The organism is Roseinatronobacter sp. NSM (assembly GCF_052379845.1).
Classification (GTDB): Bacteria; Pseudomonadota; Alphaproteobacteria; order Rhodobacterales; family Rhodobacteraceae; genus Roseinatronobacter.
The window spans coordinates 13245-28804 of the sequence record NZ_JBQTCF010000003.1; the positions used below are offsets into that span (position 1 = coordinate 13245).

A 15560-nucleotide genomic window follows, 5' to 3' on the forward strand; every position below is an offset into this window, starting at 1 on the left:
CGACGCGCGCGCCCCACCCACAACCGGAGAAATACCATGAAACCGCTTCTGCCGCCTGTTTTTGTCAACGGCATTGAAATTTCGCCTGAACGCATCGCCGCAGAGGCCCAGAACCACCCCGCCCCCAAGGCAAAACCGGGGCTGGCATGGAAAGCCGCTGCGCGCGCCTTGGCCATCCGCGAATTGATGCTGCAAGAGGCCCGCGCGCGCGGCCTGTCCCCTGACCCCGTCGAAATTGCACCGGGGCAGGTGGAAACCCACGATGAGGCGCTGATCCGCCAGCTTTCCGACATGGCAATCACGCCCGCCCCCGCCGCGGATGAGGCCGCGTTGCGCCGCATCTATGACGCCCACCCAGACCGTTTCCGTGCGCCATCGCTGTATGAGGCAGCGCATATCCTGTTTCCCCGCCAGAACGATATGGCCCGCGTGCGCGCCCATGTAGACGCGGTGCTGGCGCAGTTGCGCGAAAACCCCCGCCGCTTTGCAGAGCTTGCGCGCAGCCATTCCGCCTGTTCGTCAAGGGACAATGGCGGGGTGCTGGGCCAGTTGGCCCAAGGCGACACAGTGCCCGAATTCGAAGCCGGGATGGACGCGCTGCGCGAAGGGCAAATCAGTGACCCGGTGGAAACCCGTTTCGGCCTGCACCTGATCCGGCTGGACGCGCGCGCACGCGGCGATGTGCTGCCTTTTGGGGCCGTTCTGCCGCGCTTGCGCGATGCCCACGCGAAAGCGGCATGGGCGCGGGCGGCGGCGCAGTTCACTGCTGATCTGGTCGCAAAATCCAGCATCGAAGGCGTGCAGCTTCAGGCGGCCTGAACCGCGCGACATGCCCAAGCCCGCCGCAACCCGTTTGCGCGTGCCAAACTGATTGGCGACAACGGGCCTGCGCGCGCGGTTGCCGCCCGTGCTGACCTGCACTCAGTGCACTTTGTCGAAGGGCCTTGCGCCCGCAACCGCAATCGGTGGGGTTCCAGGGGGTGGCAGCGATAGTGATATTCAATTGATATTGATCAACCTGAATATACAGCCGGGGAAGAAATTAAAAATTATAATAGGAAAAAAATTTCCACTGACGATATTTGATTTGATTTATATCAAGGATTATGGCTCAATTATGCCCTAAAAATAGACTTAGGCCACCACATAAAGGACGCGCGCCATGCTGTTGGGATATATTAGCCTGCCGGGTCGCGGTGCAAATGACCTGTTTTTGTCCGGCGTTGTCGCGCGTCTGGACGGGCGTTTGCGGTTGTGCGGCACGGTGCAAACCAACACAGCGCGGGCCGACCGGCGCAAATGCGATATGGATTTGCGGCTTCTGTCCTCGGGGCAAGTGGTGCGCATCAGCGAGGATCGCGGCGCAATGGCGCGCGGTTGCACCCTTGATACCAGTGTCCTGGCGCAGGCCGTGGCCGCGACAGAGGATGCTTTGTCAGGCGCTGATCTGCTGATCGTCAACAAATTCGGCAAAACCGAAGCCGAGGGGCGCGGCTTTACCCCCGTTATCGGGGAAGCGCTGTGTATCGGCTTGCCGGTTCTGGTGGGCGTAAACGGCCTGAACCTGCCCGCGTTCAAGCGCTTTACCGACGGGCTTGCCACAGCACTTCCTGCGGATATGCTGCAGGTCACCGACTGGTGCCTGCGCACGGGCCTGCGCCATGCTGCCTGAACCTGCGCAGATTGCCATTGTGACTGTTTCGGACCGTGCATCGCGGGGGGAATATGCGGACCTTGGCGGCCCCGCTGCCGAAGAATGGGTGCGCAATGTGGTTACCACGCCAGTTGCCGTCACCCGTCAGATTGTGCCTGACGGGCGCGAAACTGTGGCTGATGCCTTGCGCGCATTGGCGGCGGGTGGGGCCGATCTGGTGCTGGTGACGGGCGGCACCGGCCCTGCGCCGCGCGACCGCACCCCCGAAGCGCTGGCCGATATCATCGATTTCGACCTGCCCGGTTTTGGCGAGGAAATGCGCCGTGCGTCCCTGGCCGAGGTGCCGACTGCAATTTTGTCCCGACAGGGTGCGGGCGTGCGCGGGCAAACCCTGTTCATGACCTTGCCTGGCAAACCCGCTGCAATTGCGACCTGCCTGCACGCGGTTTTCGCGGCTGTGCCCTATTGTCTGGACCTGATCGGCGCGCGGCGCATTGAAACCGATCCTGCGCGCTGCGCGGCGTTCCGGCCCAAATCCGGCTAGGGCATCTCTCGCGCATTGGCATGAACGCGCGGCACCTTGACCGTCTGACAGTGCGCTGTCATCAAGCGGAAAACCGGCACCCCCTTCATGGCAGGACGCGTGGCCAGATCGTCACGCATCTTGCCAAACCCCGTAGCGTCGGGGGCCAAGGTTGCCGGGGCAATATCGGCCAGAAAGCGCGACAAATGCGGGGGCGGTGCCACGGCCCGAACGGGTTGCAGAAAAACACCCAGCGCAAGCCTGCAGGTCAGCAGGACGGTCAAAAGGGGGGCGATGCGATACATCATGCGCCTGACCTACCCAAGTGCGACGCGATGTTCCGTAGTGCGTGCCCGCGTTCATTCGCATTCACGCGACCCACTCTAACCTTATGGTGTCGCATGTCTGTTGGCGCAAAACCGGGTCCCACTTTTGCGCGACATACGCTAATCAAGGTGAAATGAAATATCCCGTTGGCAGCATAAAACGCCTTGGCCGCCGGATTATGAAACAAAGCCAGCGTCAAGCCCTTGTGAAGTTGCAGGAAAACGCCAAGCTATGCTGGATTATCGTTCTGAAAATCATAAGCGCTGCGGCATCGCAGGCCGTCCATGCGGGCATGCACAAGCCTGCGCCAGATCTGGTATTCAGGCCAAGCTGCCCGGCGCAGCGGTGATGGAATGATAGCCCTGAAACTGGATCACGCCTTCATATCCGAAATTGCGCCCGATGCCGGATTTCTTGAACCCGCCGAATGGCCCGTTGCCATCCTGCGCAGACGGGCCATGCGCGTTGATGAAGCTGTATCCGGCCTCGATGCGCCGCGCGAGGGCCACGGCCCGGTCGATATCTGCCGACCAGACCGATGAAGCAAGGCCGAACTGGTCGTCATTGGCAAGCGCCAGCGCCTGGTCCTCGGTGTCGAAGGGCATAATGGGCAGGATGGGCCCGAATTGTTCGTCACGCACCACTGAAAGCGATGGATCGGCATCAATCACCAATGTGGGTCGCTGGAAATACCCTTGCGCATACAGCGCAGGGTCCGGCACCTGTCCCAGTTCTATGACATTGTGCCCCTTGGCGCGGGCCTGCGCAATCATATCGGTGACAACTTTCAGCTGTTTGGCGTTGTTCATTGGCCCCATGGTGGTTTCGGGCAGCAGCCCATCGCCGATCACTTGCGCATCGACAACCGCGCGCAAGCCGTCAACCACCTGCGCAAAGCGGGAGCGATGCACATAAAGCCGTTTCAGCGCGAAGCAGATTTGCCCTGTCGACATGAAGGCCGCGCGGTAAAGCCTGTGGAAGGCATCCCCTGACAGGTCGGCGTCATGCAAGACCAGACCGGCATCATTGCCCCCCAGTTCAAGCGTCACCGGCGTAATATTGCGCGCGGCCACTGTCATAACATGACGCCCCACATCAACCGAGCCCGTGAAATTCACATAGCGCACCAATGGATGGCCAATGATTGCGTCCCCTATGCGACTGGCCGAGCCGGTCAGGATATTGACCACCCCCGGCGGCAGCAATTCCGCGATTCTGTGCAGGGTAAGGGTTGGTGCCAGCGCCGAGTTGGCCGAGGGCTTGACCACCACAGTATTGCCAGCCATCAAAGCCTGCGGCAGTTTCGCGCCCAGAATGGCCAGCGGCCAGTTCCACGGCACCACCAGCGCAGCCACCCCGCGCGGCTGGCGGGTGATGATGGTGTCATTGGGGGCGGCGCGGATCATCTCGTCACGGGCCAGGCGTTCGGCGTAATTGGCCGATTGAACGAAGCGTTCGCCCAGTCGGCTGATTTCCAGGTGTGTCTCCCTTAGGATTTTGCCGTGTTCGCGGGTGAACAGCCGCGCCCTTGCGTCAACTTCTGCCATGTCCTGCGTGATTGCGGCGGCCACTTTGCGCAGCAAGGCGCCGCGCTGCTCATAGCCAAGGGACGCCCATGCAGGGAAGGCCGCATGTGCCGCTTTCACGGCGCGGTCCACATCATCGGGCGTGCCCGCTGCAGCACGCCCCACCAGTTCGCCAGGCCTTGCGGGGTTGAAAATATCGTAGCTTCCGCCATCCGATGCTGCAGTGGCAGCGCCGTCGATATACAATAGGGTTTCAACGGGGTCAGTCATGTCTGGACCTTTCTTAGCGCATCGCATCCGGCAGGAGTGTCGCTATTTGTGGGAACATCAGGATCAACACGCCACCCACCACCATCGCCACGATATAGGGCAATACCCCCATGAAGATTGACCCAAGCGGGATTTCGGGCGCGACCGCTTTTACAGTAAATACATTCATCCCGATCGGCGGCGAGATAAGCCCCAGTTCGATCACGATAATGACAAGAATGCCAAACCAGATCAGGTCCACCCCCACAGCGCCAAGCGCGGGCAGAAACACCGGGATAAGCAAAAGCAGAATACCGATGGATTCAAACACCATGCCAAGCAGCACACAGATTGCGCAAATCATCAGCACCAGGCCAATCGGCCCCAGCCCCCACCCCAGGATCATTTCGCGCAATTCATGCGGCATGCCGGTCAGATTGACGAATTGCGCAAGGATCAGCGCCGTGAAGACGATTGCAAAGATCATCGCAGTGGTCTTGACCGTTTCTTCAAAAACGCCGCGCAGGCTTTCCAGATCAAGGAAATGGCCGCGGAATACCCCGAAAACGAACGCCCCGGCACAACCAACGCCTGCGGCCTCTGTCGGGGTGAAAATTCCGCTGTAAATGCCGCCCAGAACGACCCCGAACAAAATGATCACTGGCCATGTTGCGTAGGACGCGCGCAGCATGTCTGCAAGGCGCATGGCGCGGCCGGCAGGGCCATAATCGGGGCGGATGGTGGTCACAATGGCCGCCACCAGCATGAACAGGCATACCAGCATGATCCCCGGAAGGACCGCCGCGATGAACAGCACCCCGATATCCTGACCGGCCACGATGCCATAGATAACAAGCGGAACCGATGGCGGGATCATAATTCCAAGCGTGCCGCCCGCTGCGATCGTGCCCGCTGAAAAGCCGTCATTATAGCCAAAGCTGCGCATCGGCGGAATGGCAACGCGCGTCATCGTCGCCGCAGTCGCAAGCGAAGACCCGCAGACCGCTGCGAACCCCGCGCAGGACAGCACCCCCGACAAGGCCAGCCCGCCCCGAAACCGCCCGAACCACGCATAGGACGCATCAAACAAATCCTTGCTGATTCCGGAACGGTGGATAAGCGCGCCCATCAGGACGAATAAAGGAATAATCGAAAGGTTGTAATTCGTCGCCGTGTCCACCATCCATTGCGATGACACTGCAAGGGCCGCATCCAGCCCGCGCATATACATGATGCCGAAAAAACCGACCGCCAAGGTGGCAAAGGCCAGTGGCACCCCGACAAAGGCCAGAAACAGAAGAACAGCGAAGCCTATCAGTGCAAGTTCCATGATCGGTTCCTTATCCGTCGATCTGCGGGGAATGGGGCGGCGTTTCGCGTTTGTCGTCGCGCATTGCGGCAACAGCGCCAATGATGGCCAGCGCGGCAAGGATGGTCATCCCCCCCAGAAACCAGATCATCGGCAGCCGTAGAACGATTGTGGTTTCGGGGTATTGTGTCAGATCCCAGCTGCGCCACCCCAGAATGCCCGCCACAGCCAGCACGCCCAACAGGGTCATCACATCAAAAATGCTGCGATACCCGCGCCGGAAATACCTAAGCAAAAGCGGCTCGAACAGGGACACGTTGACATGCCCGCGGTCGCGCGTGACGATGAACATGCCACTGAAGACAAGCACGCCAAGCAAAAGCTGCACCATTTCGGACGACCCGAAAACCGGGCGGCTGAACACATACCGCATGAAGACCTCTGCGCAGGTGATCGCAATCATCGCAATCAGGCAGATTGCCCCCAACAGGGTTGTGAATTTCCGCAAAAAGATCATCGCATCCTCCTCATGCGGTGGTGTGCACGGCGACGTGACTGCGCCGCGCGGTGTTTTGCTTAGGGTGTGGCGCGTTCATTCGCATTCACGCCACACACTCCAACTTATTGATTTCGCAGGTTCGAGAAGCGCAAAACCGGTTCCCACTTTTGCGCAACCTGCTCTAGTCGACCGAGTTTGCGGCAACGCGCGCGCGCGTGGCGTCAATCAGGGCCATCCCGTCAATGCCATAGGCGGCGTTGACCGCATCGGCCCACCCCTTTGCAATATTGTTTGAGGCGTCTTGCATGGCGGCAAGCAGGTCTGCGTCCATCGGGGCAAAGGTCACGCCCATGGCCTCAAGCTGCGCGCGGGCCGCATCATCGGCGGCATCGGTGGCGGCACCCAGACGCGCGGCCAGCGCGGCACCGGACAGTTCAGTGATGGCCGCGCGGTGTTCTTCTGGCATGCGATCCCATGTCCGCTGGTTGAAAAAGATCGAAAAGCTTGCCGATTGCAGCGCAGGCACCATTTCCACGCAGGATTTTGTATAGGGGGCAACCCCGAAGGCGATGATGGTTTCCATTGTCACGCCAAGATGGGCATCGACCGTATTGCGCGATGTCAGTTCCTGAAGCTGGACCGCCGGAGAGGCCGTAATCGCAAGCCCCATCGCGGCCAGCGTGTCGGCAATTGTGCCCGGAAGCGCCCAGACGCGCCGGGCGCGCAGGTCGTCAAATGTGGTAATCGGTTGGTCCGTCGTCGAACACAGATAGGTGGGGCCAAGATGGAAGCCTGATGCGATTTCGACACCGCGCAGGTTCTCGACGTCGACAAAGGTGTCCTTGTAGGTTTCCCAGAATGCAACGGACATCGCTTCGCTGTTTCCCCGGTCGATGAAGGGCATTTGCGTAATCATGGTTCCAGGCGCGTTCTGGGCCAGAAACCCGTTGAAGATGAAGCCCCCATCCGCGACACCATTGCGCACGGCATCGACAATGCCCGGCGGCGGCGCAACTGATTGTGGCGGGAAGGAGATCTTGACTTCGCCATTGGTGGCGGCGGACACATCTTCTGCCCATGCCTCGAACACAGGCCAGGAAAAATGCGTCGGCGGAAATAGAATATTGAAGGTCAGCCGGGTTTCCGCAGCGGCTGGGCTGGCAAAAGCGGTGGCTGCCAAAAGGCCAGCAAACAAGGGCGAGCGCGTCATTTTGAATCCTCCCATGGATCGACGAACAGGTGTCGCACCTTTCCTAGCGCCTTGATGTGATAACGATCAACGGCGTTTGTCAAATCGCGATATGCTGGGCTTATCACCTACAGCGCCGTCACCCTGCGGCGAATACAATTCACCAAGGCATCCGCCGCAGGGGTCAGGGGATGGCCCGCGCGTGTCATGAGCGAAATTTTCAAAGGTTCGATTTCCTCGCGGATTGGAATTGGGGCAATGCGCGATGTCTGTTGCATTTTTTCAAGCAGCAGGGCCGGAAAGGTGCACACCGCCCCCAGATGTTCGACCAGCGCAAGCGCGCCGAAATAGGATTCCGATGTCGTTGTCGCATGCGGGGGCACAAGCCCGTTGTCAATGAAGGGTTGGCGGAAAATATCGCCCGGCCCCCCCGGCGCGCCGATCATGATCCACTGTGCGCCCGTCAGTTCCGCAAGCGACCGTGCCTTCAGCAGTGGTGAACTGGCAGCGGTCACAACAAGAATCTGCGTGTCGATCAGGTGTTCGATGCCAATTTCGCGCGCCATTCCCGCAGGCGGTGTCGGGCCTATCAGAATGTCAATGCGCCCTTCGCGCAGGGGTTTCAGCGCGCCGGGAAACAGCCCGCTGGACAGGCGCACGTCGATGTCAGGATGTGTCTTGCGAAACAGCGTCAGCGCGCGCGGCATGATCCGCATTGCGGCCAGTGGCGAAACACAGACATGAACTGCGCCAATCTGTTCGCCCCGAAGTTGGGCAACTTCCTCATCAAGGCGGTCAATCTCGGATGTGATGGTGCGCGCGCGCAGCAAGATGCGTTCGCCTATTTCGGTCAATTCGACCCCGCGTGACGTGCGCGCGAAGATAGCCACGCCCAGTTCATCCTCGGCCTGCCGTAAGGCTTGCGTCAGCGCGGGTTGCGATTTTCCCACTGCCGCCGCTGCCGCCCGAAGGCTGCCATGTTCGGCTATGGCCACAAGAACTTGGATGTGTTGAACCTTCATGTGATAACCTAGGATTATACATAGTGATTTTTCAAGTCTATTCTTGATCGGTTGCGCTGCCGTAACTTCCCCCCCAACAAGGAGGATACACATGGCGCAGTCAATCTATGCAGTCACTGGTGTTGCAAGTGGTATCGGCGCTGAACTGGCGCGGGTGCTGAAAGCGCGGGGCGACCGGGTGATCGGCCTCGATATTCGTGAAACCAGCGCGAATATCGATTGCTTCATCCCGCTTGATCTGGATGATCCACAAAGTATTGTTGAAGCCGCCGCGCGTATTGATGACCCGTTGGACGGGCTGTGCAACAACGCCGGCCTGCCGCCACGTCCGGGCCTGGAGGAGGCGATACTGCGTGTCAACTTTCTGGGCACACGCGCCTTCACGCATGCGCTGGTGCCAAAGATGCGCGCCGATGCGTCGATCGTCAACATGGCCAGCCGTGCCGGCCACGGGTGGCGCGACGGGCTGGAGCAGGTCAAGCGGTTGGGTCGATTGTCCCACCGCGACCCGCTGGAGCGTTTTATCACCCACGAAAAACTGGATGCGACACGTTGCTATAACCTGACCAAAGAGGCCATGATCCTTTGGACCATCGCCGAAGCCGAGGCGATGGTCAGTCGCGGCCTAAGGATCAATTCGCTAAGTCCCGGTGGCATTTCCACGGGCATTCTAAGCGATTTTCAAAAAGCCTTCGGGGATAAAATGATGCGCAACGTGCAGCGCGCGGGCCGCCCCGGTCAGCCTGCGGAAATTGCCGAAATCGCGGCATTCCTATTGTCGGGTGCGTCCAATTGGATCAAGGGAACAGATATTGCCATTGATGGGGGCATGGGGGCGTTTAACCAGGCCGACTTGATGGACCTGCAAGTGCTGCGCCTGATGCAAGAGGAGACGACCACATGACCACACATGCCCCGCTTGCCAATGGCATTCCCAACTCGGACATTGATTTCTACAGCGACGAGTCGATCCGCAACCCCTATCCTGTCTATGAGGAACTGCGCGCGCTGGGTCCGGTGGTCTATTTGTCGAAACACGATCTGTATGCGCTGCCAAATTACCGCGAAGTCAGCGAGGTTCTGCGCCAGCCCTTGCGGTATTCCAGTGCGCGCGGCGTGTCGCCCTTGCAAAAGGTGAATGACATTCTGGTGGGGTCGACGCTGAATTCCGACCCGCCCGCACATGACCGCACCCGTTCCATCACGTCCGAACCGTTGCTGCCCGGTGCGCTTGCCGCAGTTGAGGGGCGCATCCGCGATGCTGCTGAAGGGCTTGTCGATACGCTGTGCCAACGCGGCGAATTCGATGCCGTTGCCGATTTTGCGCGCTTTCTGCCCGTGACCATTGTTGCCGAACTGGTGGGCTTGCCCCCGGCTGTGGACAGCGCGCAGATGCTGAAATGGGCATCCGCCACCTTCAACCTGTTTGGCACCGAAAATGCGCGCACCAAGGAAGCGTATGAGGATCTGAAGGATCTGCGCGATTTTCTGTTGGTCTATGGCCGTCCGGAAAAGCTGAAGGACGGGGGTTGGGCCAAACGCATCTTCGAGGTTGGCCCAGAACGCGGGATTGATTTCGAAACCTGCGCGCAACTGATGCGCGACTACATCAACCCTTCGCTGGATACCACGATTTCGGTATCAGGGCAGTTGATCCGCCTTTTTGCCGAAAACCCGGACCAATGGCAAAAGCTGCGCGATGATCCCGCCCTGATTGGCAATGCCATCGAAGAAGCGGTGCGCATTGCTGCGCCAGTGCGCGGCTGGACGCGCTATGTCGCCCAGGATAGCCAGATTGCGGGCCACCCCATCCCCGAAGGTGCGCGCGTCCTGGTGATGTTTGCGTCGGCCAACCGTGACCCGCAGAAATTCCCTGATCCCACCCGTTTTGACGTGACGCGCGATGTGCATGACCATGTTGGTTTCGGTCAGGGCGTGCATATGTGCATGGGAATGCATCTGGCACGGCTGGAAATGCAAAGCCTTGTGCGGGCCTTGCGGCGGCGCGTGGCGCGGTTTGAACTGACCGCCGAACCACAGATCGCGCTGAACAACTCTATCCAAGGGTATGCCACCATGCCGGTGCGCGTGCATCTGGCAGATCAGGTTTTGGCGCGTGATACTGTTGAACAGGCCGACAGCCCGTGGCTGGATGTGACTGTCACGGCCCGCGAACCGGCTGCGAAGGACATCATCAGCCTTGAACTGCGCAGCACGCAAGGCCACCCGCTGCCAGCCTATGCGGCGGGCGCGCATCTGGATGTTTATATCCGCTCCGGGCTGGTCCGGCAGTATTCGCTGACCGGGGACCCGGCGGATACCACAAAATACCGGCTGGGCATCTTGCTGGACCCCAAATCGCGGGGCGGTTCGGCGGCGATCCATGCGCAGTTCCAGCAAGGTGCGAAAATTCGAGTCGGGCGACCGCGCAACAATTTCCCCCTGAACCTGTCTGCCGCGCATACAGTTCTTTTCGCGGGCGGTATCGGCATTACGCCCATGCTTGGAATGGCCTATGCGCTGCAGGCGGCGGGGGCATCGTGGGAAATGCATTATTGCGGGCGTGCGCCTGAACGGCTGGCGTTCGTGGATGAACTGGCCCGCTTTGGGGACAGGGTGCATCTGCACCTTGACAGCGGCCCGAAGCACCAGCATCTGGATATCAACGCCGTCCTTGCAACGCCAGCGCCCGACAGGCAGCTTTATGTTTGCGGCCCGAACGGATTTATGGATTTCGTGCTGCGCGCCGCCGAACAGAACGGCTGGACACAGGATTGCATGCATCTTGAACGCTTCGGCGCCGAGGTGAACACAGATGGCGCCCCCTTCACCGTTGTCGCAAAGAAATCCGGCAAGACATTTGACGTCCACCCCGGCGAAACGATTGCCCAGAAGCTGGAAGAAAACGGTGTGCATGTGCAAGTGTCCTGCCAGTCGGGTGTGTGTGGCACCTGCCTGACGACAGTTCTGGACGGCATGCCCGATCACCGTGACCTTGTGCAGACCGATGTTGAAAAAGCCGCAAATGCGCGTATCACTGTCTGCTGTTCACGGTCAAAGACCCGCAAACTGGTGTTGGACATCTGATGGCACAGGCGAAAAACATACTTTTCATCATGTTCGACCAATTGCGGTGGGATTACCTTAGCTGCGCGGGGCATCCTTATTTGCAGACGCCACATATTGACGCGCTTGCCGCAGAAGGCGTGCGCTTTACGCGTGCCTATGTGCAATCGCCCGTGTGTGGTGCCTCGCGGATGAGTTTTTATACTGGGCGCTATGTGCATTCGCATGGCGCGACATGGAACCGTGTCCCGCTGAAGGTCGGCGAACGGACTATGGGCGACCATCTGCGCGATGCTGGCATGGATTGTTGGCTGATTGGCAAGACCCATATGCGCGCCGATGACGAAGGCATGGCCTGGCTGGGCATCGACCGTGACAGTGTTATTGGCGCGCGTGTTGAACAATGCGGCTTTGATGTCTGGGAACGCGATGACGGCATGCGCCCGGAAGGTCCAGACGGCTTTTATGATGAAGAATACGGTGCCGCGACATATAATGAGTGGCTTCGCAGCAAGGGGTATGACAGCGCCAACCCGTGGCATGACTTCGCCAATAGTGGCCGCGATGCGCAAGACCCTGAAAAAATGGCCTCTGGGTGGTTTCTGAAGAACGCGCGCAAGGCGGCCACAATCCGCGAAGATGACAGCGAAACACCCTACATGACCTCGCGCGCGATTGAATTCATGCAACAGGCGGGGGACACGCCCTGGTGTCTGCACCTGTCCTATATCAAGCCGCATTGGCCCTATATTGCGCCCGCACCCTATAATGCGATTTATGGCCCCGAACATGTTATTCCCGTTGCGCGCCACCCGCGCGAAAAAACCGAGGCGCACCCGGTTTTCAAGGCGTTCATGGAAGGGCGCATTGGCAAGTCCTTCAGCCGCGACGAGGTCCGAGAGGCGGTGATTCCAGCCTATATGGGGCTGATCAAGCAATGCGACGACCAGATGGGGCGTCTTTTTGCATGGCTGAAGGAAACCGACCGCTGGGATGATACCCTGATCGTGCTGACGTCGGATCATGGCGATTATCTGGGCGATCACTGGATGGGTGAAAAGGACCTGTTCCATGAACCATCGGTCAAGGTTCCGCTGATCATTCGTGACCCGGACCCCAAGGCCGATGCGACACGCGGCACAAGCTGCGATGCGCTGGCAGAGGCGATCGATCTGGCCCCGACATTTCTGGAAGTGGCGGGCGGCACCCCGAAGACGCATATTCTGGAAGGCCGTTCCCTGATGCCATGGCTGCGTGGCCAGGCGCCGGACTGGCGGGAATTCGTTGTGAGTGAATATGATTATTCGGCAAATCCGGCTGTGGCGAAACTTGCCAGGGACCCGTCCTCGGCGCGGTTGTTCATGATTGCGGATAAACGCTGGAAATTCATGCATGCCGAAGGCATGCGGCCACAATTGTTCGATATGCAAAACGATCCGTTCGAATATGTCGACCTTGGCGAAAACCCGGACTTTGCCGATATCGTGTCGCTTATGTATGACAGGTTGGGCCAGTGGGCGCGGCGGCTGTCGCAACGCACAACCCGTTCTGACGCGCAGATTGTTGCGGAACGCGGGCGGTCCGCCACGCGCGGGGTTACACTTGGAATCTATGACACTGATGAAATTGCGGAACCGCTGACCCAGTTCTATCGTGGCAAGCCGCGCCCCGGCCCTGCGCGCTGATATGGGCCGCCTTAGTGTTTTTTCGGCTGCCGCATGGCTGCGGCGGACCAATGGCGCGTCGTTGCGCGCCGATGCCCTTGCGGGTTTGACGAATGCGGCCATTGTGCTGCCACAGGGGGTTGCCTTTGCAACCATTGCCGGGCTGCCGCCGGAATTTGGCCTGTATACAGCGATGATCACGGCCATCGTCGCGGCCCTGTTCGGGTCCTCCATGGTCATGGTATCGGGGCCGACGACCGCGATATCGGCGCTTATGTTTGCCACGCTGGAAGGGGTCGCTGTTCCGGGAACTGCGCGATATATCGAACTGGCATTGTTGCTGACATTGCTGGTCGGGGTGTTCCAGATCGCAGCGGGCCTTGCGCGGTTGGGCGGGCTGGTGTCGTTTGTGTCGCATTCCGTTATCGTGGCTTTCACTGCGGCGGCTGCGCTGCTGATTGCGACAAGCCAGCTTGCGGGCGCGCTGGGCCTTGATGTTGCAGGGGGCGGAAATGTGCTGGACCGGCTGCGAAATGTGCGGGCCGCTATGGGGGATGTGAACCCGCTGGCCGCCATGATTGCGGGTGCCACCTTCGTGACCGTGGCCACAATCCAGATGTTTGCGCCACGGCTTCCTGGCTTTCTTGTGGCGCTTCTGGTGGGCGCAGGCATTGCCACGCTAAGCGATGCGGCGCAAAACGGGGTCAAGATGCTGGGGTCCATTCCCAGTGCCTTACCCAGCCTTTCGGTGCCGCATGTCCAATGGTCCGATATTGCGATGCTGGCGCCGGGCGCTGCGGCTGTTGCGCTTGTCGGCCTGTTGGAGGCAATTTCCATCGGGCGCACCTTCGCGCTGCGCAGAAAGGAACCGTTTGCGCCCAATCAGGAAATTATCGGACAGGGCCTGTCCAACACCATTGGCAGTTTCTGGATGTGCTATGCCGGATCTGGGTCCTTCACGCGATCGGGCGTCAACGCCGAGTCTGGCGCATATTCGCCGCTGTCGGTGGTTTTTGCCAGCCTGTTTCTGGCGGGCATTTTGCTGGCTTTCGGGGCCTATATCACATCCATCCCGCAACCCGCCATGGCCGGTCTGATTATCTATGTTGCGTGGCGTTTGATCGACCGGAAGGAAATTCTGCACATCTTGCGGACCTCTTGGCCGGAAACGCTTATCTTGTTGCTGACACTTGGGGCCGGGCTGCTGATCGAACTGGATTTTGCAATCTACATCGGGGTGATTGCGTCATTTTCGGTGTTTATTTACGAAAGTTCGCACCCGTCCTTGCGGGTCAGCGCGCCTGTAATTTCTGCCAGCGGGCGGCGCAAGTTCCGCAATGCGGACCTGCACCGCGTGCCCGAATGCCCGCAACTGGTGTCGGTCCGGCTGGATGGTCCGTTATATTTCGGGTCTGTCGAACATGTCGAGGCCCAGTGGAAAGCGCTTAGGGCCAAGCGCCCGTCGCAAATTCACGCGATTTTCTACCTGAAGGGGGTCGGCAAGATTGACCTGTCAGGCGCTGATTTTCTGATCCATGCGATCCGCGAAATCCGCGCCGATGGGGGCACCTTCCGTATTGTTGCGTTGTTCCCGCCCCTGCTGGAATGTCTGCGGAGGTTCCATGTTCTGGACGAGCTGGACAAGGACTGTCTGCACATCTCGAAAGGGGATGCCGTCAGCGCCGCAGTGCGCATGCTGGACCACCGACTCTGCGCGGGCTGTGAAAAACGGGTGTTCACAGAATGTGCGCAACTGCCCAACGCAACTGCCCCGCCGCCACCCCCGCAGCGCTGACGCGCCCCGCCGCAGCCGGTGGGTATCCGTGGGGCTGTGGGGCGGGCGTCAAGCCAGTTCTGGCGGGCCCTGTTCATGCGGGGGTATGCGAAACACGTTCAAGGTCATGGAAATAAGCGTATAATAGCCCAAAAGGCCCACCAGATCGATCAGCGTTTCGGTGCCCAGTGTCGTAACTGCCGCAGCATACAAGCAGTCTGGAACGTCGCGGGTTTCAAGGATCGAACGCGCGACGGCATGGACAACCCTTTCGTGGTCGTCGGCATATTCGGGCGGTGTTCCAGTGCGGATTGCTTCAATCACACTGGCCGAAAGCCCCGCCTTCAGGGCTTCTTTCTTATGCGCGGCCCATTCATATTCTGCGGACCAATGGCGCGCCATGGTCAGAATGGCAAGTTCGCTCAGGCGGGGGGGTAGCAAAGTGTCGTATCTGCAATACCGCCCAAGGTCCTGCGCACGGGCCGCCAGTTCGGGGCGATACAGCCATATTGCAAGTGGGCCGCGCACACCGCCGCGCGGTCCTGATGCGATACTGTCGTGGATCTCGCGCTGACGGGCACCATAGCTTTGGGGATCTGGTGCGGCCAACCGCGCGGCGGGCCAGATATGGGTGTTATTGTCGGGTGTCGTCATTGCCGCCCTCCGGGATTTAGCGCGTGTCGCGTTCATTCGCATTCGCGCGACCCACTCTAACCTTATGTTGTCGAATGTCTTTTGGCGCAAAACCGGTTCCCACT

At 59.8% G+C, this 15560-nt stretch carries 14 protein-coding genes; 7 read left to right on the top strand and 7 right to left on the bottom strand.

What is annotated here, in order from left to right; translation table 11 throughout:
* Window positions 1–36: 36 nt before the first annotated feature.
* The 3 genes from ACTZWY_RS02285 to mog all read left to right on the top strand — a co-directional run bounded on the left by ACTZWY_RS02285 (window position 37) and on the right by mog (window position 2198).
* On the top strand, window positions 37–819 hold the full coding sequence (locus ACTZWY_RS02285) for a peptidylprolyl isomerase (protein WP_444789056.1): 783 nt from the start codon (window positions 37–39) through the stop codon (window positions 817–819).
* A gap of 343 nt (window positions 820–1162) precedes the next feature.
* The gene (locus ACTZWY_RS02290) at window positions 1163–1672 is read left to right on the top strand and encodes a DUF2478 domain-containing protein (protein ID WP_444789057.1); all 510 of its coding nucleotides are present in this window, start codon (window positions 1163–1165) and stop codon (window positions 1670–1672) included.
* The gene (gene mog / locus ACTZWY_RS02295) at window positions 1662–2198 is read left to right on the top strand and encodes a molybdopterin adenylyltransferase (RefSeq protein ID WP_444789058.1); all 537 of its coding nucleotides are present in this window, start codon (window positions 1662–1664) and stop codon (window positions 2196–2198) included. Before ACTZWY_RS02290 ends, mog begins: the two co-directional genes overlap by 11 nt.
* Here the strand turns inward: mog and ACTZWY_RS02300 are convergent.
* From ACTZWY_RS02300 to ACTZWY_RS02325, 6 genes are all read right to left on the bottom strand, one after another.
* Window positions 2195–2485: a hypothetical protein gene (locus tag ACTZWY_RS02300; RefSeq protein ID WP_444789059.1), complete on the bottom strand. Its 291-nt coding sequence runs from the start codon at window positions 2483–2485 to the stop codon at window positions 2195–2197. The genes mog and ACTZWY_RS02300 overlap by 4 nt on opposite strands.
* A 339-nt stretch (window positions 2486–2824) precedes the next feature.
* Entirely contained in the window at window positions 2825–4300 is a 1476-nt protein-coding gene (locus ACTZWY_RS02305; protein ID WP_444789060.1) for an aldehyde dehydrogenase family protein, read from the bottom strand.
* 13 nt (window positions 4301–4313) lie between these two features.
* Entirely contained in the window at window positions 4314–5609 is a 1296-nt protein-coding gene (locus ACTZWY_RS02310) for a TRAP transporter large permease (RefSeq protein ID WP_444789061.1), read from the bottom strand.
* 10 nt (window positions 5610–5619) lie between these two features.
* Window positions 5620–6105 (bottom strand): TRAP transporter small permease, encoded by a 486-nt coding sequence (locus tag ACTZWY_RS02315; protein WP_444789062.1) that lies wholly within the window; start codon window positions 6103–6105, stop codon window positions 5620–5622.
* Window positions 6106–6268: 163 nt separating this feature from the next.
* Window positions 6269–7297 carry a TRAP transporter substrate-binding protein DctP gene (dctP, locus tag ACTZWY_RS02320; protein WP_444789063.1) on the bottom strand — a complete coding sequence of 343 codons (1029 nt, stop codon included), beginning with the start codon at window positions 7295–7297 and terminating at the stop codon, window positions 6269–6271.
* Between the two features lie 107 nt (window positions 7298–7404).
* The gene (locus ACTZWY_RS02325; protein ID WP_444789064.1) at window positions 7405–8298 is read right to left on the bottom strand and encodes a LysR family transcriptional regulator; all 894 of its coding nucleotides are present in this window, start codon (window positions 8296–8298) and stop codon (window positions 7405–7407) included.
* 91 nt (window positions 8299–8389) lie between these two features.
* On the opposite strand from ACTZWY_RS02325, the gene ACTZWY_RS02330 reads away from it, so the two are divergent.
* The 4 genes from ACTZWY_RS02330 to ACTZWY_RS02345 are packed head-to-tail and all read left to right on the top strand — an operon-like array spanning window position 8390 to window position 14823.
* Window positions 8390–9202: a coniferyl-alcohol dehydrogenase gene (locus ACTZWY_RS02330; protein ID WP_444789065.1), complete on the top strand. Its 813-nt coding sequence runs from the start codon at window positions 8390–8392 to the stop codon at window positions 9200–9202.
* Window positions 9199–11385, top strand: a complete 2187-nt coding sequence (locus tag ACTZWY_RS02335) for a cytochrome P450/oxidoreductase (protein ID WP_444789066.1) — start codon at window positions 9199–9201, stop codon at window positions 11383–11385. The genes ACTZWY_RS02330 and ACTZWY_RS02335 overlap by 4 nt, the downstream gene beginning before the upstream one ends.
* Window positions 11385–13049 (top strand): sulfatase-like hydrolase/transferase, encoded by a 1665-nt coding sequence (locus ACTZWY_RS02340; RefSeq protein WP_444789067.1) that lies wholly within the window; start codon window positions 11385–11387, stop codon window positions 13047–13049. The genes ACTZWY_RS02335 and ACTZWY_RS02340 overlap by 1 nt, the downstream gene beginning before the upstream one ends.
* A complete protein-coding gene (locus ACTZWY_RS02345) occupies window positions 13018–14823 on the top strand; it encodes a SulP family inorganic anion transporter (protein WP_444789068.1) in 1806 nt (601 codons plus the stop codon). Before ACTZWY_RS02340 ends, ACTZWY_RS02345 begins: the two co-directional genes overlap by 32 nt.
* A 48-nt stretch (window positions 14824–14871) precedes the next feature.
* Here the strand turns inward: ACTZWY_RS02345 and ACTZWY_RS02350 are convergent, their stop codons facing one another.
* Window positions 14872–15456: a carboxymuconolactone decarboxylase family protein gene (locus tag ACTZWY_RS02350; protein WP_444789069.1), complete on the bottom strand. Its 585-nt coding sequence runs from the start codon at window positions 15454–15456 to the stop codon at window positions 14872–14874.
* Window positions 15457–15560 lie beyond the last annotated feature (104 nt).

What these genes read in the sequence shown, in the direction of transcription:
- ACTZWY_RS02290 (WP_444789057.1), top strand. Translation starts at nt 1,163, where the DNA reads ATGCTGTTGGGATATATTAGCCTGCCGGGTCGCGGTGCAAATGACCTG.
- ACTZWY_RS02315 (WP_444789062.1), bottom strand. Translation starts at nt 6,105, where the DNA reads ATGATCTTTTTGCGGAAATTCACAACCCTGTTGGGGGCAATCTGCCTG.
- ACTZWY_RS02340 (WP_444789067.1), top strand. Translation starts at nt 11,385, where the DNA reads ATGGCACAGGCGAAAAACATACTTTTCATCATGTTCGACCAATTGCGG.
- ACTZWY_RS02300 (WP_444789059.1), bottom strand. Translation starts at nt 2,485, where the DNA reads ATGATGTATCGCATCGCCCCCCTTTTGACCGTCCTGCTGACCTGCAGG.
- mog (WP_444789058.1), top strand. Translation starts at nt 1,662, where the DNA reads ATGCTGCCTGAACCTGCGCAGATTGCCATTGTGACTGTTTCGGACCGT.
- ACTZWY_RS02335 (WP_444789066.1), top strand. Translation starts at nt 9,199, where the DNA reads ATGACCACACATGCCCCGCTTGCCAATGGCATTCCCAACTCGGACATT.
- ACTZWY_RS02330 (WP_444789065.1), top strand. Translation starts at nt 8,390, where the DNA reads ATGGCGCAGTCAATCTATGCAGTCACTGGTGTTGCAAGTGGTATCGGC.
- ACTZWY_RS02285 (WP_444789056.1), top strand. Translation starts at nt 37, where the DNA reads ATGAAACCGCTTCTGCCGCCTGTTTTTGTCAACGGCATTGAAATTTCG.
- ACTZWY_RS02350 (WP_444789069.1), bottom strand. Translation starts at nt 15,456, where the DNA reads ATGACGACACCCGACAATAACACCCATATCTGGCCCGCCGCGCGGTTG.
- ACTZWY_RS02305 (WP_444789060.1), bottom strand. Translation starts at nt 4,300, where the DNA reads ATGACTGACCCCGTTGAAACCCTATTGTATATCGACGGCGCTGCCACT.
- ACTZWY_RS02325 (WP_444789064.1), bottom strand. Translation starts at nt 8,298, where the DNA reads ATGAAGGTTCAACACATCCAAGTTCTTGTGGCCATAGCCGAACATGGC.
- ACTZWY_RS02310 (WP_444789061.1), bottom strand. Translation starts at nt 5,609, where the DNA reads ATGGAACTTGCACTGATAGGCTTCGCTGTTCTTCTGTTTCTGGCCTTT.
- dctP (WP_444789063.1), bottom strand. Translation starts at nt 7,297, where the DNA reads ATGACGCGCTCGCCCTTGTTTGCTGGCCTTTTGGCAGCCACCGCTTTT.